The sequence below is a fragment of the Epilithonimonas sp. JDS genome (assembly GCF_021261315.1).
GTDB lineage: Bacteria > Bacteroidota > Bacteroidia > Flavobacteriales > Weeksellaceae > Epilithonimonas.
Genome location: NZ_JAJSAX010000007.1, coordinates 34290 through 60722, shown reverse-complemented (window position 1 = coordinate 60722; position 26433 = coordinate 34290). Strand labels below are relative to the sequence as shown.

Genomic DNA, 26433 nt, shown 5'->3' with positions numbered 1-26433 from the left:
CCTAAACTTGTGGTTTCTTATTTTTCAGTAATAATTGTTTCTCTCGTTTTTTTCGTCTCTCGTAGATGACTTCGGTGATTTTCCCGCCAATCCAGGAGAATGGGAAGAAGATGAGGAAGATGGAGATTTTGTAGAAAACCGGATGGTAAGGATAGATAATAATATCCAGCATCGCAATGAAAAGCATAATGAAGCCTATCAGAATGGCATAAGCTACCTTAGCATATTTTACAATAATGGCAGTCACCACACCACCAAACGTAACACCCAATCCTCCGAAGAATAATAGAGCTACAAAGAAGGAATCCTTGTGCTGGACAGATCTCAGCAGCGTTTCCCAATGGTCAAACGGCGCAAACTGTTTGTAGGTTACCCACGAGGAGTCAATCTTTATCCCCAGTGTGATAATGAGAGCAGCGACTGCCAGGCCAGCCAAAACACCTATGGTATTCCTACAGAAATTCATTCTTAATCTTTGAAGGCGATCATCGAGATCTCCACATCTACATTTTTGGGAAGGCATGAGACCTGAACGGTTTCCCTTGCCGGATAGATTTCGTTTTCGAAGTATGAAGCATAGATCTCATTCACCTCAGCAAAGTCGTCCATATTTTTCAGGAAGATAGAAGCTTTCACCGCATTGCTGAAATCCATATCCGCGGCTTTTAGAATCGCTTTTAGGTTTTTCATTACCTGATGTGTTTCTTTTTGGATGCCTTCCACCAGTTTGCCGTTTTCGGGATCTACAGGAATCTGACCGGAAATATACAAAGTCCCGTTGACCAACGTGGCCTGTGAATAAGGACCAATTGCAGCAGGAGCTTCTGAGGTATGAATAATCTTCTTCATTGCTTAAATATTAATTTTTACAAAACTATACAAATTTTTGACAAATCCTAGAAAGTACTGTTGGGTTGCGTGAAACTTCTCTCCTTGTACTTCACGGCATCTTTCAGGATGTTGGCTTTGATTCCGATGAAGAAATCGTAAACCTTGTACTGCCCAAACGGTACCCAGTTGAACGTGATCGTAAAACTACGCTGATCTCTTGCAAACCCAAGACGGGTGTAGCCAAGAGCTTTTTGCTCAATGTCATAGTTGGTACTTCCGTTGATATTCCAGTAAGGTGTCAGTTTGATGCTGCCGTCCAGACCTAGTGTTGCCGTTTTGGTTGGCAATCTGGAAAGACTTCTGGTGTAGGCATAATTGGCATTCACATTCAAGGTCCAGGTTGGGGTGTAGTGGGAATAATTATCATCATCGAAGAAATAATTTTCATTTCGGATCTCACCCTTCTTTTTATATTTTTTCGAGAGTTCTTCCTTCTTTCCAAAAATTGCCTCACTCATAGGATATGACAACTGAAGATTGAAACCCTGAAGACTGAAATGTCCGAAATCCTCTGTTCTCACCCCGATGTCACTTCCATCTGTGAAAGCAATTCTGTAAGGTTCTAAAGTAAGACTTGTGTTGACATTTAGTTTATTATTAAAGAAAGAAGACTGTCCGTTCACTGTGAAAACCGACCATTTGTTTCGCTCTGCTGCGAAGTTATAGTTCCCTGTAACGTTTAGGTTTTCGAAGATTTTTACTTTTTTAACACCGGTAGAATCCGATTTGGATCTTACTTTCATCTCCAGGTTATTGTTGATATTAAAACCAACACTCTGCGTGAGTCCGGAAGTCGGTGCCCCATAAATCCCCTGTTCGAAGATAGAATAAGGCGTCATCTCGCCTCTGGCATTAGAATAATTTTTGAAATAGCCCCAAGATCTGTCGCCAAAATCCGGAGAATAATTGAAACTCATACTCGGCGTGATCATATGACGGATCGCGACAATCGGAGACGTTTTGCTGAAGTTTTTCTGCCCGTACAACACAGTCTGCAAACTGGTGCTGGCAGAGAAAGTAGAATATCCTGCAATCCCATTCACGAAGTTATCTTCCACAAGATTGGTAATGGGATTGTATTTTTTCTCTAATGTTTTCGTCGTAATCACATTGTCTGCATTGGCAGAAATCGTGAATGTGAAGTACTTTGCCAAAGTGGTGTTTGTGGACATCGAGATGTTGTTCTTCGCACCTGTTTTCAGGTCTTCCCACATCCCTTTTTTGAAAAGCTGATCTTCCGTAGTCGTCACATAATTACTGAAAGCTAAACCAGTATTCACATTAATATTCTCTAGCAGGCCAGTTCTAACACCAGTTTTTGGTTTAAACAAATAAAACTGATTGATTGCTACAGTCATATCCGGCAAACGAAGATCAGTCAATCCAGTCGCAAAGTTCTGGGAATAAGCCATACTCGCACTGATCGTCAACGGAAGATTCAGAAAACGCTTGGTCACGTTGACTCTGGAAGTCTGCTGCGTGTTCAGGACATTCTGGTTGAAGATATAATTGTTATTAACCGTATTGTTATAAAACTTGCTGCTTACGATATCGACACTCGCGTTGAAGGTAAAGTAAGGATTGGCTTTAGAATCCTGTGAATGTCGCCACGCAATCCTAAATGTTTTGGTTCTGGAGTAATCATCCAAACCTTTGATACCACGAACGGTGTAGCCATAATCTGCTGCAAAATTTCCTGAATATCTGTACTTTTTGAGGTAGTTGAGTTCCGGTTTTAAGTTCCAGCTTCCTTTGGTATAGAGATCTGCCAGAATTTTCAAATCAAAATGATCGCCGATCGGCTGATAATATCCCAAACCATTCAGAAAGAACCCCACATCCTGACGCTCTCCAAAACTCGGAATCAAAATCCCGGCAGATCTTTTATCAGAAAAAGGAAGAATGGCGAATGGTAATATTAAAGGTGTCGGAACCTGCTCAATGTACATTTGAATCGGTCCTGTTACGATCTGTGCATTGTCTTTGCCTTTCAGAAGTTTGATCATCCTTGCAGACATATGATAATCCGCAAGCGAATCTTTTTTCTTTAGGAAATATTCGTCGGTTGTGTACATGGCTCGGCTCATTACAAACACCGAATCATTATACTTTTTGGTTTTCTGAGCGACGATCACACCTTCACTTTCCTCCGTCCTTGCATTGAAGGCAATGGCCTGCTTGGTTTTGATATTATAAATAACCTCGCTGTACTCGAATTTTTTACCGCCCTGTGTGGCAACGGCCGGCGTTATGATCTTACCGTTTTTGTCCTGCTCGCCTCTAGCGTAGACTTTTCCTGTTTCCCATTCAAATCTGATGTAGTCTGCATCGATCTGCATATCCTGATAGATGATCTGGGCGTTTTTTTGAAGCGTAGTCTGCTTGTTGGAGATGGAAGAGCTGGTTTTGTATTCCGCTTTCATCTTGACCACATCCTCCAGCTGTTCCTTTGGGATGATGGTATCTTTCTTTATTCCTAAGGAATCTTTGGTTATACTGATAGAATCCCGAACATCATTTTTTTCAGCAGTATTTGTAGGCACAGTTTGTGCTAAAATATTGTTAAAAATTAGGATATTTAAAATTAGTAATATACTTTTGAAAATACTTCGAGCCAAGGCAGTCATTCTGAAATTGGGTTCAAAATTAATTAAATTTTAAAGATTAAAATGATTAGGTCAACACTTTATAATAAATTTTTTTTTCTGTTAACGTTTTTTATTAGTTTTAGTTGCTTTTATTCGCAGAAAAAATTCACGTTGGTTCTGGATGCAGGCCACGGTGGAAGCGACATTGGCGCTAATAGAAACTATGGAGACATCGGATCTGTACAGGAAAAAAACGTCACACTAGGCATTGTTCTGAAATTGGGAAGAATGCTGGAAAAAAATAAAGAATACAAAGTCATCTACACCAGAAAAATTGACGAATATCCATCCTTAACATACAGAACAGATCTTGCCAACAGAAGCAAAGCGGATCTTTTCATCTCAGTTCACGTGAATTCTTCGCCAAGTAAAAGCGCAACCGCCCAGGGAACCGAGACTTTCGTACAGGGTCCCAATCAAAACAGAGCCAATCTGGATGTGGCAAAAGCGGAAAACGATGTAATCTTCCTTGATGAAAAGGATAAAGAAAACTTCGCCTCATACAATCCAAGCTCTCCCGAATCTCTGATCGCTCTCAAAATCCAGCAAAGCAAATATCTGGAAGCCAGCTTAATCATCGGCGGATTGGTAGAGGATAATTTTGTAAAAAAAGACAAAAGAATGTCTCGCGGTGTGAAACAGGAAAATCTGCACGTTTTAAGAATGAATGCGATGCCGTCAATCCTGATTGAAACCGGCTTTGTCAACAATTATGATGATGCACATTACATTTCTACAGAGGAAGGTCAGCAGGCGATTGCAGAAAGTATTTACAACGCTATTGTAAGCTACAAAAAACTGGTGGACCGAAACGTAAAAGAACCGGAACCGGAAAAACCTGCTGAGCAGCCATTGAAAAATGATTTCAGAATTTTACTGATGAGCACGCCAAATAAATACAGAGACGAAGATCCTGCATTGAAAGGTTTGAAATACATCCTGCCAATCAAAGAAAACGGATTCTATAAATATTATTACGGAACTACCAACTTCGCTTCCGTACGGGATACGAATCTTAAAACTGCTAAAGATGCCGGTTTCAGAAATTCTATGGCCATCAGTTTTGTTCCGAATCAGACTTTGGGAACTGGATATTATACTTTGGAAATCTATTCCGGAAAAGACAAACTGGATTCCAAATCAACCATTATGAAAACCATTCCCGACATCATCAGAAATAAGGAGAGCGGTATTTTTTATTATACTTACGGAAAATACAGATCTCTTGAAGACGCGATTAAAGCTCAGAAAGATTTTGAAAACAGAGGAATCACAAATACTGTCATTGAGAAAAAACTGAAATAGAAAAAATCATTTGTCTAACGAATATAAAGTCTTTATTTTTGCAGTCCACAAATCCAACGGCCTATTCGTCTAGTGGTTAGGACTCAAGATTTTCTTTCTTGCAACAGCGGTTCGATTCCCCTATAGGCTACCAAACAGAAAAAGCAGCAAATATTCTTGCTGCTTTTTTATTTTTCAATTCGAAATTTCAAGTCACTTATCAGCAAATCAAAAGCAATCGGTATTCGCCATCATTTTCTTTTGGAGCTCTGTGAATGCAGGGTAAAACTTTTTGTTCGGGATTATCTACAGCTAATTTCCAAAGATGTCCCAGCCCCAAATTGATTGGAAGCGCATCTGAGTTTGGCTGATAATGGAGATCAAAATAATTTTCTTCCAAAAAATTTTCAAATCCATCTTCCGAGCCTTCGTAAATTGCTCTAAGCTTTTCCCTAATCTCAGGAATCAGAATTTTTTGAGTGGCCTGATCATTAGGCAAAATATCGCTGGCAGCGCCGTAATAAGTACACAAAAATGTATTGGTTCCGACAGGCGATCGATCTACGTGATAAGAATAGACGTCAGTCTCAATGAAATCAAACTCGTCATCGCGCTCATAACTTTTAAGCAAATTAAGCGTCGGCATTGCTTCAAAATCAGATAATAATTTTAAATCATTAAGGATAATTTCCCTCGCCAACTGACCTTTTTTTGATAACTGAAGAGATAAAAGATCATCGCTTGTGACTTCAGTAATATTTTCCCTGAGTTGAAGTTTCGAAACAATTTCTTTAAAATCGCCCTCCAGATTTCTTTCCCAACATACTGCATTCACAGCTTCCTGAAAATTATCATCTACAAGCTCAGCAAAAGTTGGAACGACAGCGACTTGCGGATTGCAGGAAAATTGATCACTCATAATCTGGATTTAATTTATTGCAAAAATAATATATAAGATGAATGCGAGCTCAGCGAATTATAAACAATAACTTTACATTATTAAAATGTGCTGATTATTTCAAAAATTGATTTTATGTTTGATGTCTTAATATCTCATATTCAGGAAAAAGTTGATTTAACAAAGGAGGAAATTGAATTATTAAAAACTTTTTTTGTTCAAAAAACATTACGCAAAAAGCAATTTTTATTTCAGGAAGGCGACATTTGCAAATACTTGACAATTGTAAGCAAGGGCATTCTAAAATCTTACATTCTTGATGAAAAAGGAAATGAGCGCATCAATCTCTTTGCTTTCGAAGGCTGGTGGATTTCGGATTTTAACAGTTTTCTGAATCAGGAAAAAGCTTTTTTGAATATTGATGCAATCGAAGATTCAGAATTATTGATGATAAGCCGTGAGAATTACGACAAACTGACATTGGAAATTCCAATAATGGATCGGTACTTTAGGATTCTCTATCAAAATAGTCTGGTTACAAAGGATTACAGACTGGTTATTTCCAATAATTTTACGGCGGAAGAAAAATACATTCAGTTGGTGGAAAAACATCCTGAAATTACACAAAAACTTTCTCACGCTTTGATTGCTTCTTACCTTGGTCTCAGCCCTGAAACCGTCAGCAGAATACGAAAGAAAATTTCCAAACAATAGTATTTTTTCGATTTATATTGACCTTTTTAAAAAATAATAACCACATAGTCACATAGAAAAACGCAATATTTGCTTGGGACAAGATGAAATAGAACTAATTAAGCACTATTTTATCTTAAATCCCCGCATTAACTATGTGCCCATGTGGTTAGTAAAACTTTACAATGTAATTTAAACAGGTTCTAAACAAACTCATGATCTGGATCAAGTTTTTTCTGTCCGCACGCCTTTAACTTTGCAGTCAAATAATTTAATTATGGAAAATATTGCATTAGTGGTTGGCGCAACCGGAATCACGGGAAGCAATCTTGCTCAGGAACTGATTTCAGAAGGCTGGACAACGTATGGTTTGGCGAGAAATCCCAATTCAAACATCGAAGGTTTGATTCCTGTAAAAGCTGACTTATTAGATGTAGAAAATCTTACAGAAGCTCTACAAAACATCTCTCCTACTCACCTATTTTTCACAACCTGGATGCGGAATGACACCGAGGAAGAGAATATTAAAATCAACAGCGCACTTGTCAGAAATTTATTAAATGTATTATCTCCAAAAAAAAGCATTCAACACGTGGCTTTGGTTACCGGACTGAAGCATTATTTAGGACCGTTCGAAGCCTATGCAAAAGCAGGATCTTTGCCGGAAACACCGTTGCGTGAAGAACAGCCACGATTGAAATATCCCAATTTTTATTACGCTCAGGAAGACGCAGTGTATGAAGCTGCTGAGCGGGATAACTTTACCTGGAGCATCCACAGACCTCACACCGTTATTGGATATGCGGTTGGTAATCTGATGAATATGGGAACAACATTGGCGATCTATGCCAGCATCTGCAAAGAAACCGGCAGGAAATTCATCTTCCCCGGATCATCTGCACAATGGAACGGCTTATCCGACGTGACTGATGCCAGAGTTCTTGCCAAGCAATTAATTTGGGCATCCACAACTGAAGCCGCGAAGAATCAGGCATTCAATATCGCTAATGGCGATGTTTTCCGATGGAAATGGCTTTGGGAAAAGATGGCAGATTATTTCCAAATCGAATTTGAAGGCTTTGAAAATGAAATCAGACCACTTGAAAAAGAACTTCAAAACGACCATACACTTTGGGAAGAGATTGCAGAAAAATATGATCTTAAAGAAAATAATCTCTCCAAAATATCGAGTGCATGGCACACAGATTTAGATCTCGGAAGGCCAATAGAAGTGATGACTGATATGGCAAAAAGCAGAAAACTAGGATTTACGACTTTCCAAAGTACATTGGATTCTTTTACAGATCTTTTTGAAAAATTAAAAAAAGAAAAATTGATCCCTTAAGACGTGAATGTAAAAAGCCAAGTTCAATTAAAAGGAACTTGGCTTTTTTAATTTAAAAAAATCCTACTCCAATTGAGGAAAAGGATTTTTAAATATGTGTCATTTTATTTTATGACTTAATAAATAAACTAGCGATTGCTGTAGCATCACTACCACTCATTGGCTCGTCATAAGCTGCAGATCCTGCTGCAGGTCCAAATGCGGTTGCGGTGTTAAAACCAGCCTGAACAGTTACACCTTCTCCGGCATAAACCGCGTTAGTTGCTGGCGGCATATTTCCACCAACTGCAAGTTCTATCCAGCCTTTCTGACCTCTCAATCTTCTTACTTCAGAAGCGTGTCTTGCTTCTACAGAGTGAATCTGAAGCGCCGCTGTCAAAACATCTTTGTTGGACATTACGTTTCCAGCCTGTCCTTTATATGCTCTTACTCCAGTATCTTCGAATGCTTGAGCTAATGTTAAAAATGTTTGATAATCATCCATTGGAGCAAAAGCACCTTTGGCTGTGAAATCAAATTCGGGTTTTGTTACCGGAGCTGTTCCTAGAGCTGTTAAAGTAGTTTTAAGAAATGCTACGTGTGCAGTTTCATGTTTAGCAATTTGAGTAAAAATAGTTCTATCTGCTGATGGTATAAGTCCTGCTTTTGCTAAGCCCATTCGATAGTACTCATCTTCCAAATATTCTAAAGTCAAAGCCAATTGCAAAGCATCTATTAAAGGTGTTGCAAATGCTGCTGAACTGGTAGCTGTGGTTTCTGCGTGCGCAGGTGTTGACATCAATCCTGCCAATCCAAGTGGAACAGCCGCAACTGCTGCTTTTTTGCCAAAGTCGGCAATACTGGATAATGTCTGTGATCTTGTAGCTTCTCCTGTAAAGAATTTGTCATTGGAGAGCTTATCTAATATTCTAAGAATGTTCATAATAGTAAATTTTTGAAATTAATAATAAATTAAATACCTCTCTCTTTCCAGGTAAATGGTGTTTTAATAAATGGTCCGGCAGCAGCTACGATATCTTTCGGTTCTTTTGCAGCATCCAGCCCATTCATTGCAGTTACAATATCATCACCGGAGAAATCTGCAGATTTTGGATTAATAAGATCTCTGATTGCAGATGCATGTCTTGCCTCAACAGAGACAATTTTGCCTGCAAGAACCAGATAATCCGCATTTGTGATATATTTTCCGGCTCCGTTGTAAGCTGCTACGCCTGTATCTTCAAGCGCTTTTGCAGTTGCAAGAACTGATGCTCTGTTGCTAAAATTCACGCCTGGATATTGGAATTCCAAAGTTGGCAGGATCGCATTTGGAGCAGCACCTGTGATTGCAGCTTTGAAAAAATCTCTGTGGATTACTTCGTGGTTGTACAAATCTGTAAGAACTGTCTTTTCATCATTTGAAATGCCGGAATAGAAGTTATTAACTACTTTGGTGTAGAAATCTGCTTCCAGCTGTTCAAGAGCGTAAGCGTAATTCAAAACACCTACATCTCCTTTTCCTAAATCGAAAACATTGCCGTCTACGATTGTAAAATCATCGTCATCATTACATCCTACAAGCGCAAGTCCTGCGATCGCAAGACCCACACCACTGAGCTTCAAAAAGTTTCTTCTGTTGGTATCCAGAGTCGCTGAACTGCTGGAAACACTAATTGTTTTTTTCATAATAATATTTTTAAATGTTTGTTTAGTTTATAAGTAATTTTGATTTTAAAGCAAAATAACACAAGAATACTTGTGTTATTTTACGTAATCACTAAGGCATCAATACGGTGTCGATAACATGAATCGTGCCATTTGATTGGTTCACATCTGCGATGGTAATTTTTGCGCTTCCACCTTTTGCATCCGTTACGTAAAGGTCATTCCCCCTTGTCCAGAAAGTTACTTCTTCGCCTTCAACAGTTTTCATAGGCGCTTTTCCGTTGCCTGCTTTCACGGCTGCCCAGATTTGTTTGGAACTGTACTTACCTGCTAAAACGTGATAAGTTAATATCATTGTCAGCTTTTCTTTATTTTCCGGTTTTACCAAAGTTTCAACAGTTCCTTTCGGAAGTTTTGCGAAAGCCTCGTTGGTTGGTGCCAAAACAGTGAAAGGACCTTTACCCTGTAATGTTTCTACCAAGCCAGCAGCTTTTACAGCCGCAACTAATGTTGTATGGTCTTTGGAGTTCATTGCGTTTTCAACAATATTTTTTGATGGATACATTGCAGCGCCGCCAACCATTACTGTTTTTTCTTTCATTGTCTGTGCAGCTGCATTGCCACTGAATGCGAATGATAATGCGATCATTCCGAATGCTGCGATTTTAGTTCTTGAATTCATTTTGAATATTTTTTATATTAATATTTTGTGTGTTAATTGCAGTTACGAGTTAAGTCTGGTTTTGGATTGAAGGATTTAAAAATAATTTACAACTAATTAATAATCAGTTGATTATTTTTTAGCCACTGGAACAAAATCCAGACAAACAGAGTTCATACAGAATCGTTTTCCGGTTGGCGCAGGGCCATCATCGAAGATATGTCCCAAATGGGAATCACATCTTCCGCAGAGTACTTCCGTTCTGACCATATTGTGAGAATCGTCTTTTTTGTAGATGACACTATTTTTACGGATTGGCTCATAGAACGAAGGCCATCCGCAAGTGGTCGCAAATTTGGAAGTCGAAAGGAATAACGCATTTCCACAGACCGCACAGTAGTAAGTTCCTTTTTCATCAAATTCATAGAACTTTCCTGTGAAGGCTCTTTCCGTTGCAGCCTCTCTTGCCACCTGATAGAGTTCCGGCTTCAGAATCTTTTTCCATTCTGCATTGGAAACTTTTAATTTTGCAGTTTCGGTTTTTGAGTAGTATGGATTTTTAGTTTTGAAGTTGGCTGACTGTGCGGCGATGTTCCCATGCATCAACGCGACGGAACTGACCAGAAATATTTTTTTTAACTTTTTCATTGTCGTGATATTTACAATTACTTACGACATCCTGATAAATTTGGTTTTATTTTAAATGATTGACTCCCATTAAATGGAAATGCAAACCTTGAACTCTGCAAAGCGCGCCCGACCTGCACGGATTCCGATGTAAAATCGGGAGGGAGTGGAGGGCGGATATAGGCGCCCAATAATTTGAACAAATAAAAATTTCAACAATTTGAAATAATAAATCATTATTGGTATAATTTTTCTATATTTGGATTGTAAATTCTTGATTATTAAGACAACCTATTCTGAAGAGGAACTTTTGGAATTGCTGAGAAAAAAGAGCGAAGCAGGTTTCAAATACTTATACAACCACTATTCCGGTGCGTTGTATGGTGTTATTTTCCGGATAGTACAGTCTAAAGAATACACGGAGGAAATAATCCAGGATGTCTTTGTCAAAATATGGAACTCCATCCATCAATACGATGTTGTCAAAGGCCGATTCTACACCTGGATGATCAATATCGCCAGAAACACGGCTATTGATTACCTCAAATCCAAATCTTTCCAAAACGAACTTAAAAACCAATCGCTTCCCGATTTCGTATATAACAGTGCGGAACTTTCTACGACGAATAAATCCTCAGACTTCATTGGTTTTACAGATGTTTTGTGTAATTTGGAGTCTGATAAACGAGAAATGATCGATTTGGCTTATTATCAAGGTTACACCCAAAGCGAAATTTCTGAAAAACTTAAAATCCCATTAGGCACGATAAAGACCAAGATGCGTACTGCACTTGTGAAACTGAAAGATCTCTTAAAAGATTATAAATAAAGTGAACATAGAAGAATACATATCATCCGGAATCTTAGAATCCTATATTCTAGGTCTTGCTTCTCCCGAGGAAGCAGGCATTTTGGAGTGTGTCATGAAGAACAGCGCTGAGGTAAGATCGGCATTTGAAGAAGCACAAAAAACTTTGGAAGATCTGGCTACAGCACAGGCTGTAACGCCTCCTAATGATCTGGAAACCAAAATATGGGCCAAAATCCAGCAGGAACAAACCACTGAAGACATCAAGCCTTTGATAGCCAAAAAAGTGGAATTAGAAGCTGGAGAAATCACTCAGAAAATTTATCCGAACAAAGAGACCAACTGGCAGAAGTACGCAATTGCTGCGTCTATTCTTTTCCTTGTGAGCATTCTCGGAAATTTGTTCTGGATGAATGACAGTTCTAACAGTAAGAAAGAAATCGCTCAATTGCAGACTGAGAAAAAGTCGCAAGACCTGGCTTTGAAAACTTCTCAGGAAAAACTAGCCGTTTTATCCAATCCAAATATTATTTCCGTTCCACTGAAAGGTGTTGAAAAACATCCGGATTCTAAAGCAGTAGTGTATTGGGATTCTAATTCTAAAGCTGTTTACCTAAACGCAGACAATCTACCAAAAGCACCAGAAGGAATGCAATATCAGCTTTGGGCACTTGTAGATGGCAAGCCCGTGAGTGCAGGAATGTACTCATCTGAGAAAGACACTAAAGAAATCCTGGCCAATATCCCGAAAGCACAAGCTTTTGCCATAACCCTTGAAAAAGAAGGTGGTAGCATTGCTCCTACTATGGAAAATATGTTCGTGATAGGAAACATCTAAATTTTGGTATTAAAAAAGTTGAAAAATATTTTGAAAATATTTTGAAATTTAAAAAATATCCATACTTTTGCACCACCGTAAAGGAGAACAAGAAGATACTAATTCTTCATAATTAGAAATGATTTCGGATCGTTCAATTAGCTCCGAATAGGGAAAATAAAAAATTTTAATTTTTAAAAAAAAGGTTTGCAAATTAAAAAATAGTTTTTATCTTTGCACCCACATTTGAAAGATATGGCAAATCATAAATCAGCACTTAAAAGAATCAGACAAAACGAAGTTAGAAGACTTCGTAATAAATACAACCACAAAACTGCTAGAACAGCTTTGAAGTCACTAAGAACTGAAGAGAACAAAGCAGTAGCAGTAGAGCAATTGCCAAGAGTAATCTCTTTACTTGACAAATTAGCTAAAAGAAACATTATTCACAAGAATAAAGCAGCTAACCTAAAAAGCAAATTAACTAAGCACGTAAACAGCTTAGCTTAATATAAGTCCTTGGCCCGTTCGTCTATCGGTTAGGACCTCAGGTTTTCATCCTGGTAAGAGGGGTTCGACTCCCCTACGGGCTACTTAAAATACCTTCACTAATTTTTCTGAAGGTATTTTTTATGAAACATTTAAAATCTGTCTATTCCACTAAGATTATGCAGATAATAAATAAAAGAAAAATTAACTAGGCCCGTTCGTCTATCGGTTAGGACCTCAGGTTTTCATCCTGGTAAGAGGGGTTCGACTCCCCTACGGGCTACTTAAAAATCCTTAGAATTTTCTAAGGATTTTTTTTGGTTTATATGTAATATCTCTGGAATTCCTTCGTTGATATTCCTGGACGATTCGTCTACAAAAACTCTTCGTTCATCTATATTTTTTTTAAGAAATAGCAGACTTTAATATCTTTAATAAAAAAACACAATTATGTACATTATCATCGCAGTCATTCTTGTTTTAGTTGTCATCTTCCTTATCAACTCTTCTAAACTGGAAGGTTTCCGAAGCAAGCGCGGCAGAACTCTGGAATTCTTCATCTCTCTTATCTCAACATTCATCGGTTTCTTTTTTGCCTTGAGTCTAAACACTATGCTGGCAGACATCAATCAAAAAGAGAATCTGGTAAAACTTTTGGACGCTACCAACCTTTCTCTCGAAAACAGCGAAATGAAAACCAAAGGAATGTATCTGAATCCGGCAAAAAGCGGCGTGGATGTTTCAGAAATCATTCAGTATTCACCTTTAGAAATTCCTAAGCTTTACACGAATCTTGAAACAAATTCTCTGGTAAGCGATTATTTTTTGTCCAATGCTTTTCAGGCATATATTTTGTGTAATGACAATCTGCAGACTTTCGTAAAAGGTGCCAACGCGGCCAACGCAAGTTCTGAGAAGAAAACTTTGATTTTAGAAAAATATTTAGCCTACCTGAGCCTTGCGAAACAAGTCAACACTTTGGAAATTAAAAGGCTGAATGGCGAAATCTCTGAGTCTGACGAGAACGCCGAATTACAAAAATTAACAAAACAGATTATTAACAATCAATAATAAAATGAAAAAAACACTTATGTCATTGGCCTTAGCAGGATTGCTACTGACGGCCGCAAGTTGCAAGAAGAACGAAACCTCTGATGTGAAGATAGATTTCACACAGTCTTATGAAGACGCTGCACTGGCATTGGCTACAGCACAACAAAATTATCAGGAAGCGGTTGCCAGCAAAGACCCGGCAAGAATAGAAGCGGCCAAAATAGAATTGCAGAAAGCGCAGGACAAATACGTGGAGTCCAAAAAAGTGTATGTAGCGGAAGGCGGAACTGTGAAGACCGAATATGAAAACAATCTGGCGACGTCTACGCAAATCCTTGGAAACTCTTCCACCGGAATTGTAAGCAATGCAATCAAGAGAACCGACAGCATAATCACAGGGAAAACCAATGCTGAAATCGACAATGCTGCGAAAGAAATCAAAGATAAGGTGAATACAGAGAAGGCAAAATTGGTGGAAGATGCCAATAAAAAAGTGTCTGATGCTAAAGTAGAAGCTGAAAAAGTAAAAGCCGACTTCAAAAAATCGACTGAAGAAACGAAGAAAGCAGCTAACGAAAAGATTGACAAAGCTCAGAAAGACCTAAATGACCTTTTTAAATAACGAATCCAAAATTCTTATTATAAATAAATCCTCAGAAATCTCCGGGGATTTTTTATTTTTACACTAATAATTGAATCCTATGAAAATTCTCATCATCAACGGCCCCAATCTCAACTTACTCGGAACACGCGAACCAGAAATCTACGGTTCGGTCTCTATGGAAGATTATCTTTCCGATTTGAAGAATGAGTTCGAGTCTGATGATTTATTTTATTACCAATCCAATATTGAAGGCGAACTCATCAATCGTCTGCAGGAAGACAACTTCGACGCTTTGGTCATCAATCCTGGCGCGTTTACGCATTATTCTTACGCGATTTCGGATTGTCTTAAGAATATCAATAAACCGAAAATCGAAGTTCATATCAGCAACATCTACAAGCGTGAGGAATTCCGCAAAAAATCTGTGACGGCGGAAAGCTGCGACGCTGTGATTTCTGGTTTTGGGATGAAAGGTTATCGATTGGCGATTCAGAGTCTGAAATGAATTGAACCACATAGACACATAGATTTTTATTAATCTTATAACAAAAACAGAAAATAGTTCAAATTCTATTTTCTCTTTTTTATGAAATCTGTTCAATTTTTCTATGTGCCTATGTGGTTTAAATTTTTGTTATTCTATTTTCACGAAAAATTTTCCGACTGGTTCGCCGTCTGCCATATTGTTCTTGGCAAATATTAACCAATATTCTCCTTTTTGCTTGGTGTCATATTCAATCGTTGGTCCGAAAGGTCCGTCGAAAGTATTGTCGGGCATTCTGATTTGGTTGATTCTGACATTCATTGGCGTTTCGGTTTTCACGTAGCCTTTGATTTTTGGTTGGTCCAGGTTTTCCAGTTTCAGAATAATCTGGTCGTTCGGATTTGTAATTTCGAGGTTCAGTCGGATTGGCATTTTGGATGCATCGACTGTAATGATTTTTTGGTTGGATTCTCTTTCCGTCTTCACAATGGTTGACAAAGAATCTACTGGTTTTTCGATGGTTGTGATGGTGTCCACTTTGGTTTCTTTCACTTCCGGTTCTTTTTTACAAGCGACCAGAAACAAGGGAATTAAAACTAAATATTTTAAACTATTGACGGTTTGGTTTTTCGATGTTAATCGTTTCATAATATAAAATTTTTGAGAGGAAAGTTTCTTTTTGATAAGATTCGATTCTTTCTTTGAGTTGGTTTTTCATTTCGGAGTTTCCGGTTTTCTCGGCGTAATCCAGCAATAATTTTTCGTTATAATTGATGGAAACCAAGTGGTAATTGTCCGCAAAATCCTTTCTCTTAATGTTATTGGACGTGATGATTCCGCCCCAATTGACGTAACTGCAAACCAAAATCAAGCCATACGACGCCCAAAACATCCTGTTGAAAAGGAAAGCGTTGGTCTTCCTGTTTTGAATTTTGATGAAGGTAAAAATCAATCCAATCAAAGCCATTGTGAGGAAAGCGTAAACACCCAGACGTTTGTAAGTCAAACCACAATTAATAATATATTCTGAGTTTTTGAGTGAAGCTGAGATTACCAGAACTGCGTTCAGAACAATCCAGATTTTTGCAGACATTTTCAAAGACTTTGCTTTTTCATCAAAGTTAAAACCTCTTTTAAAATAGAAAAGAATGACGAGAATTGCCATTACGATGGACATTATCACAGCGTTTACACGTTCGTGGGTTTCCGCGCTCAATCCGTCCGCAGACTTCGTAACTTCGAAAAACTGCTCGTAGTTGTAAGTGGCGATGAAAACCAAAAGCAAGACATTAAGCGCAGAAAAGGAAATCAATCCGCTGGTTCTTTCGGAATCGATATCAAGGAAAGAGAAAGTTGGTTTCTGAATTTTTATTAATCCAGAAAAATCGTCATTCAAAAATCTGTTTTGTTTGAAGATGAATCTTTCCACTCCGAAATTCCAGAAAATGAAACCAACATAAAATCCAATGACGGCCAGAATAATGATATCAAAAAAACTAAAATCCAACTTGATTTCACTGAAAAATTGGTCGAAATGTGAACTTCCTGCCGAATAGATGCAAAGGAAAATGGTAATCAAGATGCCGGGAATTAAGATAAACGTAATCAGTTTTTTGCCAAAACCGCCGCCTTCCTTTGGTTTTTCAAACCATTGTTCTGTGTAGAAAACCCTTCCCAGAAATGAAAAAAGATTGAATAATAAAACTTCGATGTAAAGAAATGGTTTGAGTTTCGGATAAGTTCCTTTGAACCTTAATAAAAATACAGAAACGAAAACGGCGACAAAAGAAATAGCATCGCCAAACCAAGCAAACGCAAATGAAGAGAAAATCGAAGTGACAAAAAGTGTGAGAAATGATTTGGTCCGAAACTCAGATTTGGTTTGGGCAAAAGTCAGAATACTCAGGAAAATCCCGAAAATTCCAAGATTGAGCGCGACATATTCTTTGTAGAAAAGGACGATAACCGCCAGAACTGTGATGAAAATCAAATGATGCTTTTTCATAATTATGATGTTTTATTAATTTAAATAAGTCTAATAGAAAACCGGCGTTTGCTTTTGATAAACAAAATCTCTGAGGTTCTCGAAATTGTGAGTGACTAACTTTTCGAAATCCCAATAGTAGAAAGGCCTCATACGCTTTCCCTTCTTGTAAGCCTGAATATAAATCCTGAAATATTCAGGAAGAATCAGACTTCCCAACAAGATAGCAGCAAGAAGATGCGCATTTGTTTTTCCATTTCCCAGGAGCAAAAACTGCATTGCAACTTCCTCCTCGAACTTGGTTCCGCAATCTGTCAGCAAATGATGAACATCGTGATTTTCCATTTTTGGAATCATTGTAAAACCGTGCTTCCTGCAGAACTCGCCGAGCTTTCTTCCCAAAGTATCTTCTTCAAAAGCCAGTAATTGCTGCTGGGAAAATGCCCATTGTCTTTTCTTTTTCTTAAAATATTTTCTGTAAAGCTTTTGTGTGTTGTCATAAACAAAAAGCAGAAACTGGATGCGGATTTTTTTCATAACATTTATTTTTAAATTGAGATTCCAATGTAGAAATAGAGAATGGCGATGGGAATATTGATGAGCAGAATCAATGCGGATTTGATGGCTTCGGTTGTATATTTTGGAGCGAATATTCCAAATAAAATCAATCCAAAAAATGCAACGAGATTGACGATTGTCCCATATATCAAAAGCAAAAAGCCACCAACTTGAAATGCTCCTTCACGAGAAAAAATGTAACCAAAGAGACAAATATTTCCCAAGATAAATGAAAGCCAAAACAGAAACTTCCCGATGTGTAGAATTTTAAAGTTTTCCATAAGTGTTGATTTTAATATTAAATAGATTTCAATTTGAAAAGTGTAATCTCCGGTCTGCAATTGAACCTGACCTGGTAAGAATGTCCCAAAGCACGGTTGATGTAGAGCATTCGCCCATCATTCAAATCAATAATTCCTGAAGTGTATTTTCTGTTTTTCACAGGTAAAATCAGAGGTGGAAGAAAAGGAGGTTTAGCTTGTCCGCCGTGTGTATGTCCGGAGAGAATCCAACCTTGATAACCGTTCCAGACATCCAAATCGCAAACATCGGGATTGTGGCAAAGGACAAGACTGGCTTCATCTGGATTGATGGTTTTGGTCAGATTTTCAGGATGGAAATTAGTTCCCCATAATTCTTCAAAACCATAAATGTTGAGGCCTGAAATATCCACTTTTTCATCACGAAGCATTTTAATTTTCGCATCACTGATGATTTTTGTAATCTCATCAGCCACATATTCTTCTCTCCATTCTGCGCCGTAGTCGTGATTTCCCAGAATTGCGACTGTTCCTAAATTTCCGAGAACAGCTTCCTTCATTACGATTTTCAGTTGTTGAAATTGCTCCGGATTATTTTTCCAGCAGACAAAATCGCCAGTATAAACTACGATGTCTGGCTTGTAAGTTTTTGCTTTTTTGAAAGAATCAATCAGAAAATTATAGTCGAAGCGATTGCCGACGTGTAAATCTGAAATCTGCATCAGCACTTTGTTGTGAAGTTTTGAAGGCAGGTTTTTAATAGGTAAATCCTGATGAACAAACTCCAGCCACAATGGTTCGATTTGCCAGGAATAGAAACCCAGCGAAAGTCCAGCAGTCGCGAGTAGTGATTTGGTAATAAATTTTCTTCGATTCATTTTTTTCAATTGTAAAGTTCTTTGAATTACAAAGTTAATCTTCAAAAAAAATAGTGAGTTATCGTCCCAACAATTTTTCAAGGTTATTGATATGTTCTGTGAACGCATCTCTGCCCTTTTGCGTCACACGGTAAGAGGTTCTCGGTTTTTTGCCTACAAATTCTTTTTTGACCTCGATGTATTCTGCTTTTTCCAGCGCTGTGCTGTGGCTGGCGAGATTGCCGTCGGTAGCACTCAGAAGGTTTTTCATTTCGGTAAAATCAACCCAATCGTTGACCATAAGAACGGACATAATGCCCAATCTTACACGACTTTCGAATTCTTTGTTGAGTTGATTGATGTTTAACATTAGTTGGTCAGTTGATGAGTTATTCAGTTAATGGGTTTTCAGTTTATAAGTTAGTTAGTTGGATTGTTATGGTGGTAATTTTTTACAGCTTTTACATACCCAGAAATTAATTTGCTTATTTCTTCTGCATCTAGTGTTAGTTTTTCAAAGTCAATCCTTGAAATATAATTAAGGTCTTTTGCCAAGATTAAATAATATTTGACTTCTTCTAATGAACCTTCAGAATGTGATAGAAAATTAATTTTATTTGCCAAAGTCTTTTTCTTAAATCCTTCTGCAATATTCGCAGGAATCGAAACTGCAGCTCTCCGAATCTGGCTTGTTAATGCATAAACTTCTTCTTTAGGAAATCCAACAGTTACAGAATAAATTCCAAGAACAAACTGATGTGACTTCTGCCAAACTACCAAATCTGTAAAAGATATAATTGTTCCCATTTTTACAAACTAATTAACTAAAAAACTGACTAACCAATTAACTCTTAATCATATTTCCTGTACATCAAAATCCCATAAAAAATATGCAGAAATCCAAATCCTATCGCCCAGAAAATTAATCCCCAACCAAGCCAGAATAAGGCTATCATACCAAGGACAACTTCACTAATTCCAAGATATTTGACATCGCTTAATGTGTATCGTTCTGCATTAATCAAAGCTAATCCATAAAAAATAAGCATTGACGGCGCAATTAAAGGAAAAAAGTTATGATACCAAAGCGCAACGCAAAAAATTCCGCCTGCAGCTAATGGAATTGCAAAATTGAACAGCAACTTCTTCGTAATTGAATCCCAAATCTTCAGATTCTTCTTTTTGCTTTTTATGGCTGTGAAAATATAACCGCTCGAAATCGCTAAAACCAAAACAACCAACGCGACAAAGAATAATTCCCTTGCCAAAGCTGGCCCGTAGATATTTCGTTCGCCATCAAAATAATCGATGCCTTCTCTCTGGAAAACAAAATAAACGTAAACGGAACCCAGCAATGCCACGATTCCCGCAATGACGCCGGACAAACCGCTCAATGAAATAAATCTCGAACTGCGTTCCATCATCTGACGGATGTGCGCCAACTCTTCCTGATAATTTTTCGATTCCATAAAAAGAACTTTGAATTACAAAGCTACAATTTATTTTAAAACTCCAAAATAAATTTTGAAGTTTTTTGAAATAAAAAAAGGGAACATTCACGCTCCCTTTAATAAATTTATTTTTTGATGATCTTAAACGTGTGAATTCCCGAATCTCGGTCTGTAATCTTAATCACATAATTCCCAGACGCAAAGTGGCTTATATCAAGTTTTAATTCTTTTTCAGAGACTGATTTTTGGATAATCAGTTTTGAGCTGACATCAAAAATCTCATACTTTTTAATTTCTAATGGTGAAGAGATATTCAATATTCCCATCGTTACAGGATTAGGGAAAATCTTGATATTTTCCAATTCGCTGTAAGCTACGGAAAGATTTTCTTCACAATTGATAAGTGCGTCCCAACCAGGATAAGTTGCACTAGAATCGGAAGTAAACTTAAACGTCAATGCTCCTGTAGGATTTGTTGATTTGAAGGTCTGAGGCAAACTGTTCATAGTTCCTGACGAGAACAATATTGGAGAAAGTATGTCCGGACCGTTGTAAATCGTCAATCTATCACAGCAGCTTTCAAGATTGAATAAAGTAAATTTTGCGCTCACAAGCTTGCCTGCAGACATTGGATAAATCGTTTTCACCCAATTTTCGTTATCCGAATAATAGCCATTCTGTCCACCCGAATCATAGAAATGTGCATCTCCACAATAGTTTGGAAGGGTGCAGAATGGAACAGAAGATTTTGTCCATTCTGAACTTCCACTGGAACACAAAGATCTTACGTAGACATCATAGCAGGTATTTTCTAAAAGGTTAGAAAATTGATATGACTTGTTATTTACCGTAATGCCATGACCTGTCGGCGTAATACCTGTTGGAACCATTTCTACTTCCCACTGGGTTGCACTTGAGTTTTCCGTCCAATTGATCTTTAATGTATTATAACTTGAACTTTCCAAGGTTAGCTGAGTCGGTTTGTTGGCACAAGGCGGCATCGGCTCGCAAATGATCTGCGCATCCCATCCGGCTTTCCCTGTACTGCTGGAATATGGAGAAAAAACAAATGTCAGTGCTCCAGTTACAGTATCAGTAGATGCCAAAGTTCCTGGTAAAACAGTCGTTCCATAATTGCTGTAAAGCAAATTATTACCAGTAGCATATGCTCCGTTGTAAACCGCAAACTGATCGTACTGGTAAACGTCGAACATTTCAAAAATAGCTTTAACCCTATTACCTGTTCCTGATGGATAAATCGTTTTTGTAAAATATTCACCTGATGGATAGTTACTAAGCACACCGCCCAGGTCATAGAAATGATCACCAGCACAATAATCGGCCAATGTGCAGAATAATTTTGAAACACCCCATTCCGAATTACCTCCGGCACAGACTGATCTGATGTAAACTTTGTAACAGGTATTTCTTTGCAATCCTATAATTGTGTAAGGACGAGTTGTTACCAAAGTCCCTATTCCTGTTGGTGAATTTCCATCTTTCACCACTTCTATTTCCCATTTCAATGCATTGGAGTTGTCTGTCCAATTAACATTTAAAGAATTTAATCCAGAATTCTGAAGTGTGATATAAGTTGGAGGATTAGGACATGCAGGCATTGGCTCACATATTATTTTCGCATCCCATCCCGCTTTGTTATTTGAATTTCCTGATGATGAGAAATAGAATGTCAAAGCGCCAGTCGAGATATCAGTTGATGATATTGTTCCCGGCGGTGTAGAATTCCCATAACCACTGTATAAAACAGAACCGCTGTATGAATTTGCGCCATTATAAATGGTGAACTGATCATACTGATTGATATCAAACATTTCGAAAACAGCTTTTACCCTATTTCCATTTCCTGAAGGATATATAGTTTTAGAAAAATATTCGTAAGTATTAGGATAACCACTTACGGCACCTCCTGAATCGTAAAAATGATCGCCTCCACAGTAATCTCCCTGTGTGCAGAACAATTTGGAAACCGTCCAGCTGGAGTTGCCACCAGAACAGATGGATCTAATGTAAATTTTATAACAGGTATTACTCTGCAAACCTGTGATAGTATATGGTCTGGTTGAAATAATCGTTCCACTTCCTACAGGAGCATTTCCATCTTTAACCACTTCAATTTCCCACTGGGCAGCATTGGAATTTTCCGGCCAAGATACCGTGAGAGCGTTCAAATTAGAATTTTGAAGCGTTATTTCTCCAGGTGCATTGGGACAAGGCGGCATTGGCTCACAAACAATTTTTGCATCCCAGCCCGCTTTGTTATAAGTATTTCCTGAAGTACTGAAAGTAAATGTCAAAGCACCAGTCGCAACATCTGTAGAAACTAATGTTGCAGGCTTTGTCAAATTCCCATAACTGCTGTACAGAACAGGACTGCCGTAAGAATTAGCGCCATTATAAACTGTAAATGAATCATACTGGTAAACATCGAACATTTCAAAAATAGCTTTTACTCTATCTCCGGAATTTGCAGGATATATTGTTTTTGTGAATGACTCATTGGTGTTGGAATATCCATTTAGAACACCGCCAGAATCATAGAAATGATCACCTCCACAGTAATTTGCAAGGGTTGTGAATATTTTAGAAATACTCCACTCTGAAGTTCCTGCAGCACAGAGTGATCGGATATACACTTTATAAAGCGTATTAGATTGCAGCCCGGTAATCGTGTAAGGTTTTGTGCTGATTATCGTTCCGACACCAGTTTGCAAATTCCCATCCTTGACGATTTCAATCTCCCACTGGGCAGCATTTGAGTTGTCGGTCCAGTTAAGGGTCAAACTATTCAGTCCTGCATTCTGCAAAGTGATCGATTTAGGGTATTCTGAGCACGCAGGAATTGGTTCACAGAAGATCTGAGCATCCCAGCCTGATCTTACCGAACTGCCATCAGATTTGAAAGCAAAGGTCAAAGCTCCAGAAGAATGTGTCGACCTGTAGGCCGATGGTAATTCTGACATATAGCCGTTACTGAATAAAACCGGATAAGTTGCATTCGGACCGTCATAAATTGTCAGCCTGTCACAACAAGATTCCAAAGCAAATTCGTTAAAGACAGCTCTTACTCTATTCCCGGAAACTGATGGATAAATGGTTTTTGACCAATCTTCATAATCCTTATAATTTCCATTTGCACCTCCGGAATCATAGAAATGATCACCAGCACAATAATCAGGAGCGGTACACAACCTCGTCGGAAGCGACCAATCTGAAGAACCTGCTGTACAAAGAGATCTGATGTAGACATCATAACAAGTATTCTTTGTAAGACCTCCTAAAGTATATGGTTTTTGAGATGAAATAACGCCCTTCCCAGTTGGGGTAGTGCCTGCAGGAACCACCTCTACTTCCCATTGTGAAGTATTTGAAGTACCTTCCCAATTAAAAGTGATGGAACTTGATGTCGAATTTGTGAGAACAATATTCTTTGGCATCGTCGGACAAGCCGGTTTCGGCTCGCAAAGGATTGTCGCATCCCAGCCTTCATCCCCAACACCGTAAGAATAAAATCTGAATGTTAAGGCTCCTGTTGGGTGGGTCGATCTATAAGTGTAAGGCAACTGACTCATTGCTGAACCACTAAACAAAATAGGAGAACCTTCATTTGGTCCATCAAATATGTAAAAGTAAGAACAGCAGCTTTCCACTTTGAACTTATTAAATATAGCAGTTACGCGCTCGCCTGCATTTTGCGGGTAGATGGTTTTCATCAGATTATCTGATGGTGCGTAATTTCCGTCTGCTCCACCTGAATCGTAAAAATGATCACCTCCACAGTAATCCGCATTAGTACAGAAATTACTGCCCTTCACCCAAGGAGAATAGCTGCCTTCTTCTGCACAGACGATTCTTACATAAACCTCGTAACATGTATTTTTTGTAAGTCCTGTAATTGTGTAAGGATTTGTTGTGGCAATCACGCCAATTCCGGTTGGAGCCTGGCCAGTTGGCACAGCTTCAACTTCCCATTTTCCGGTCAGGTTGGCTGCATTCCAGCTTACAGTAAGACTGTTTATGCCGGCGCTTACCAGCTGCACATAATCTGGTCCGCTACAATAAGTATTAAAGCTGTTGACCTGAGAAAAACCGCTCTCACCACAACTGTTTAGCGCTTTTACTCGCCAGTAATATTTCGTACCGGTGGATAAGGTTTTGTTGTATTTATTAATAGAAGTAGTGTAGGTCTCTTTGACAGAAAAATCCGGAAATTTAGACAGTTCAAAAATATATGATTCTGTATTGGAGTCGGAAGTCCAAGTGAATTCTGTATTTATAAAATTGACAGAAGCATCGCTGTTGATGGGTGTCACCAAACTCGGAGTAGTGATAATATTATCATAAATAGTAATCGTAATCGGGTATTCAAAAGAATCCGAACCGCTTTCTCCTTTGATGATTATGTTATATTTTCCTTTCTGAACATTTGCAATTCCGCTCAGACTAAGACTGAAAGTTCCTTCACCGGAGATTTCTGACGGTAAAAAGGTTGCCGATAATCCACCTGGTAAATTCAATGCTGATAAGTGGACTTGGTTTGAGAACCCATTTTTCACATGAAAATTAAAATCTAATGACAAGTTATCACTTGCACTTTTACAAATTTTTATATTATTCTGAGCTGTATTAAACCAAAAATCTGTTGTAATAATCCCGGAAGCAATCAATGAGTAATTTTGTGATTGATTTGCAAGAGTTCCCTTATGATTAATTTTCAGAAGATATGCTCCTGCTGTTGGCGCATTGATTTCTATCTTTTCAACATTATCCAGATTGTTAACGCCTTTTGTAGCGGCCGCATTCACGTTAGCGGGATTCAGTTTCCAAGGATAATAATCTACACCGTCTCTGGACAAAACAATGTCAAGATTGTTTACCAGATTTGGTGTTGGATCATCTATAACGCTGGATGGCAAGCTGCCTACAGGATCTGTCCACGCAACAGTCACAACCAGTGGATTCAAGCCGTCACTATTCAAGATGACATTCTTGGTCTCTCCATTTGCAAGCGTATTCTCTTCGACCTTTGAAAAGAGATTTTTATCTTTAATAATGTTAGCAGCTTTCTCTGCATTGATCAATCCCCAGCCAAATTTGTAATCAGGACCAGGCGCTGCCCCGGCCTCATCTGCTGAATGTATCATCAGCCCCTTCAGTGTTGATGCCTTCATGTAGGAATTATTCAGCTGGTTGTAATATTGCTGCAAAAGAAGCAACGTTCCACCGACACTTGGCGAAGCCATAGATGTACCGTCATAATATTCATACGAAGCATTGGAATTGCTAACTGCAGAAAATGTATGAACTCCTTTTGCGGAAATATCCGGTTTTATTCTACCATCATCGGCCGGTCCCCAACTGCTGAATTCCGACATTACAACAGATGATGCACCATTGTAATTCAAAACTTCTTCTGTAGCTGCTACGGTAATCACATTTTTACTCAGTCCGTGTCCTGTAATCAGATCAAAACCATCTTTACCAGTATTTACACCATAAATTCTGGAATTTCCAGCAGCACAAACCATTTGAAAATAAGGTGCATTAAAAAGTATTTCGTCAAAATCTTTTGAAATCTGGTCATACTTTCCGAATTTGTCCACAGAGATGAAAAACGGATTATAACCATAAGAATGATTTGAAATCAGAAGTCCGGCAGCTGCGGCATTTGCAACTTCAGCAACGTCATTATCCCAGTCGTACGCCTTGGCATTTCCTTTAAAAGCCATTCCTCTTGCATTCCCATTCTGCACAGCATCTGTACCTATTATGGTTCCTGCCACGTGAGATGCATGCGGATGGAGATAAAGTGAATTATCCATCAGCGTAATTCTGTTGGAGAAAAGTTCGTGGGTAAGTAAAGGACTTCCCGCATCCCAAATCCCGGCAAACATACCTTGACCTTCTATGGCAAGTCCCAGACTCCCACCAGAGTATAGTCTGTCTGCCCTGGAAGTGATTCCGGCATTGCGGTTCTCCGTCATGTAATAGATCGGCTGGAGATCTTTGGTCACACCTACCAATCGCGAATAGGTAGAATCTGTAACAATGATTTTACTCCAATGTCTTTTTTCGGCTAAAGAGTTGGCGAGATTAAAACTTAATTCAAATTTCTTGGTTTGAGTCTCTGAAAATGATTTCAAATAATCAACCTTTGTCGACTGCTGAATTTTGTTGAGACTTTGTTGATTTTGAGAATAGCTGTAAATATTTGAAAATAAAGATATTAACAAACAATAGCGGTAAAAATTTTTCATGATAAAAGTTTCTCAAAAATATAAAAAATTCTTAATATTCTTAAAAAAATGTTAAATCAATGAATAATATTTATTTTATCTACTTAGACAGCTATTATTTTA

26 protein-coding genes and 3 tRNA genes are annotated in these 26433 nt (G+C 38.2%); 12 read left to right on the top strand and 17 right to left on the bottom strand.

Annotated features, from left to right (window positions below; translation table 11 throughout):
• Position 1 precedes the first annotated feature (1 nt).
• The 3 genes from LUD75_RS16395 to LUD75_RS16385 are packed head-to-tail and all read right to left on the bottom strand — an operon-like array spanning position 2 to position 3518.
• Entirely contained in the window at positions 2-466 is a 465-nt protein-coding gene (locus tag LUD75_RS16395; protein WP_232706898.1) for a hypothetical protein, read from the bottom strand.
• A 2-nt stretch (positions 467-468) separates the two neighbouring features.
• The gene (locus LUD75_RS16390; RefSeq protein ID WP_232706897.1) at positions 469-849 is read right to left on the bottom strand and encodes a RidA family protein; all 381 of its coding nucleotides are present in this window, start codon (positions 847-849) and stop codon (positions 469-471) included.
• 47 nt (positions 850-896) lie between these two features.
• Positions 897-3518: a putative LPS assembly protein LptD gene (locus tag LUD75_RS16385; protein WP_232706896.1), complete on the bottom strand. Its 2622-nt coding sequence runs from the start codon at positions 3516-3518 to the stop codon at positions 897-899.
• 42 nt (positions 3519-3560) lie between these two features.
• On the opposite strand from LUD75_RS16385, the gene LUD75_RS16380 reads away from it, so the two are divergent.
• Together LUD75_RS16380 and LUD75_RS16375 are read left to right on the top strand one after the other, a co-directional pair.
• The gene (locus LUD75_RS16380; RefSeq protein WP_232706895.1) at positions 3561-4844 is read left to right on the top strand and encodes an N-acetylmuramoyl-L-alanine amidase; all 1284 of its coding nucleotides are present in this window, start codon (positions 3561-3563) and stop codon (positions 4842-4844) included.
• A 58-nt stretch (positions 4845-4902) separates the two neighbouring features.
• Positions 4903-4977 (top strand) — tRNA-Glu (locus LUD75_RS16375).
• A gap of 66 nt (positions 4978-5043) precedes the next feature.
• On the opposite strand, the gene LUD75_RS16370 is transcribed toward LUD75_RS16375, so the two are convergent.
• Positions 5044-5742, bottom strand: a complete 699-nt coding sequence (locus LUD75_RS16370) for a DUF1826 domain-containing protein (RefSeq protein WP_232706894.1) — start codon at positions 5740-5742, stop codon at positions 5044-5046.
• A gap of 114 nt (positions 5743-5856) precedes the next feature.
• Here LUD75_RS16370 and LUD75_RS16365 point away from each other — a divergent pair, with 114 nt between their 5' ends.
• Entirely contained in the window at positions 5857-6435 is a 579-nt protein-coding gene (locus tag LUD75_RS16365; RefSeq protein WP_232706893.1) for a Crp/Fnr family transcriptional regulator, read from the top strand.
• 256 nt (positions 6436-6691) lie between these two features.
• Positions 6692-7759: an SDR family oxidoreductase gene (locus LUD75_RS16360; RefSeq protein WP_232706892.1), complete on the top strand. Its 1068-nt coding sequence runs from the start codon at positions 6692-6694 to the stop codon at positions 7757-7759.
• Positions 7760-7868: 109 nt separating this feature from the next.
• Here LUD75_RS16360 and LUD75_RS16355 read toward each other — a convergent pair whose 3' ends face one another.
• The 4 genes from LUD75_RS16355 to msrB all read right to left on the bottom strand — a co-directional run bounded on the left by LUD75_RS16355 (position 7869) and on the right by msrB (position 10667).
• Positions 7869-8681 (bottom strand): ferritin-like domain-containing protein, encoded by an 813-nt coding sequence (locus LUD75_RS16355; RefSeq protein WP_232706891.1) that lies wholly within the window; start codon positions 8679-8681, stop codon positions 7869-7871.
• 29 nt (positions 8682-8710) lie between these two features.
• Positions 8711-9424 (bottom strand): ferritin-like domain-containing protein, encoded by a 714-nt coding sequence (locus LUD75_RS16350; protein ID WP_232706890.1) that lies wholly within the window; start codon positions 9422-9424, stop codon positions 8711-8713.
• A 91-nt stretch (positions 9425-9515) separates the two neighbouring features.
• Positions 9516-10085 (bottom strand): fasciclin domain-containing protein, encoded by a 570-nt coding sequence (locus LUD75_RS16345; RefSeq protein WP_232706889.1) that lies wholly within the window; start codon positions 10083-10085, stop codon positions 9516-9518.
• A gap of 111 nt (positions 10086-10196) precedes the next feature.
• Positions 10197-10667: a peptide-methionine (R)-S-oxide reductase MsrB gene (gene msrB, locus LUD75_RS16340; protein WP_232706979.1), complete on the bottom strand. Its 471-nt coding sequence runs from the start codon at positions 10665-10667 to the stop codon at positions 10197-10199.
• 283 nt (positions 10668-10950) lie between these two features.
• Between msrB and LUD75_RS16335 the strand changes: the two genes are divergently transcribed.
• From LUD75_RS16335 to aroQ, 8 genes are all read left to right on the top strand, one after another.
• On the top strand, positions 10951-11520 hold the full coding sequence (locus LUD75_RS16335; protein ID WP_232706888.1) for an RNA polymerase sigma factor: 570 nt from the start codon (positions 10951-10953) through the stop codon (positions 11518-11520).
• A 1-nt stretch (position 11521) separates the two neighbouring features.
• Positions 11522-12337, top strand: coding sequence for an anti-sigma factor (locus LUD75_RS16330; RefSeq protein WP_232706887.1), 816 nt, complete (start codon positions 11522-11524; stop codon positions 12335-12337).
• A 234-nt stretch (positions 12338-12571) separates the two neighbouring features.
• Complete coding sequence (rpsT, locus tag LUD75_RS16325) at positions 12572-12826, top strand: 30S ribosomal protein S20 (protein ID WP_034972803.1); 255 nt, start codon at positions 12572-12574, stop codon at positions 12824-12826.
• 11 nt (positions 12827-12837) lie between these two features.
• Positions 12838-12909 (top strand) — tRNA-Glu (locus LUD75_RS16320).
• Positions 12910-13016: 107 nt separating this feature from the next.
• Positions 13017-13088: transfer RNA gene (locus LUD75_RS16315), tRNA-Glu, on the top strand.
• A 167-nt stretch (positions 13089-13255) separates the two neighbouring features.
• The gene (locus tag LUD75_RS16310) at positions 13256-13876 is read left to right on the top strand and encodes a hypothetical protein (protein WP_232706886.1); all 621 of its coding nucleotides are present in this window, start codon (positions 13256-13258) and stop codon (positions 13874-13876) included.
• Between the two features lie 4 nt (positions 13877-13880).
• The gene (locus LUD75_RS16305; protein ID WP_232706885.1) at positions 13881-14480 is read left to right on the top strand and encodes a hypothetical protein; all 600 of its coding nucleotides are present in this window, start codon (positions 13881-13883) and stop codon (positions 14478-14480) included.
• 79 nt (positions 14481-14559) lie between these two features.
• Complete coding sequence (gene aroQ, locus LUD75_RS16300; RefSeq protein WP_232706884.1) at positions 14560-14967, top strand: type II 3-dehydroquinate dehydratase; 408 nt, start codon at positions 14560-14562, stop codon at positions 14965-14967.
• A 129-nt stretch (positions 14968-15096) separates the two neighbouring features.
• Here the strand turns inward: aroQ and LUD75_RS16295 are convergent, their stop codons facing one another.
• The 9 genes from LUD75_RS16295 to LUD75_RS16255 form a co-directional block, all read right to left on the bottom strand.
• Positions 15097-15594: a hypothetical protein gene (locus tag LUD75_RS16295; protein WP_232706883.1), complete on the bottom strand. Its 498-nt coding sequence runs from the start codon at positions 15592-15594 to the stop codon at positions 15097-15099.
• Entirely contained in the window at positions 15557-16951 is a 1395-nt protein-coding gene (locus tag LUD75_RS16290; protein WP_232706882.1) for a DUF4173 domain-containing protein, read from the bottom strand. Before LUD75_RS16290 ends, LUD75_RS16295 begins: the two co-directional genes overlap by 38 nt.
• 30 nt (positions 16952-16981) lie before the next feature.
• Positions 16982-17467, bottom strand: coding sequence for a ubiquinone biosynthesis protein COQ4 (locus LUD75_RS16285; protein WP_232706881.1), 486 nt, complete (start codon positions 17465-17467; stop codon positions 16982-16984).
• Positions 17468-17478: 11 nt separating this feature from the next.
• On the bottom strand, positions 17479-17769 hold the full coding sequence (locus tag LUD75_RS16280; RefSeq protein ID WP_232706880.1) for a hypothetical protein: 291 nt from the start codon (positions 17767-17769) through the stop codon (positions 17479-17481).
• 17 nt (positions 17770-17786) lie between these two features.
• The gene (locus tag LUD75_RS16275; RefSeq protein ID WP_232706879.1) at positions 17787-18626 is read right to left on the bottom strand and encodes a metallophosphoesterase; all 840 of its coding nucleotides are present in this window, start codon (positions 18624-18626) and stop codon (positions 17787-17789) included.
• 58 nt (positions 18627-18684) lie between these two features.
• Positions 18685-18975 (bottom strand): transcriptional regulator, encoded by a 291-nt coding sequence (locus tag LUD75_RS16270; RefSeq protein ID WP_034966172.1) that lies wholly within the window; start codon positions 18973-18975, stop codon positions 18685-18687.
• A gap of 50 nt (positions 18976-19025) precedes the next feature.
• The gene (locus LUD75_RS16265; RefSeq protein WP_232706878.1) at positions 19026-19412 is read right to left on the bottom strand and encodes a four helix bundle protein; all 387 of its coding nucleotides are present in this window, start codon (positions 19410-19412) and stop codon (positions 19026-19028) included.
• A gap of 44 nt (positions 19413-19456) precedes the next feature.
• Positions 19457-20074 (bottom strand): hypothetical protein, encoded by a 618-nt coding sequence (locus LUD75_RS16260; protein WP_232706877.1) that lies wholly within the window; start codon positions 20072-20074, stop codon positions 19457-19459.
• A gap of 107 nt (positions 20075-20181) precedes the next feature.
• Positions 20182-26331: a fibronectin type III domain-containing protein gene (locus tag LUD75_RS16255; RefSeq protein ID WP_232706876.1), complete on the bottom strand. Its 6150-nt coding sequence runs from the start codon at positions 26329-26331 to the stop codon at positions 20182-20184.
• Positions 26332-26433: the final 102 nt, after the last annotated feature.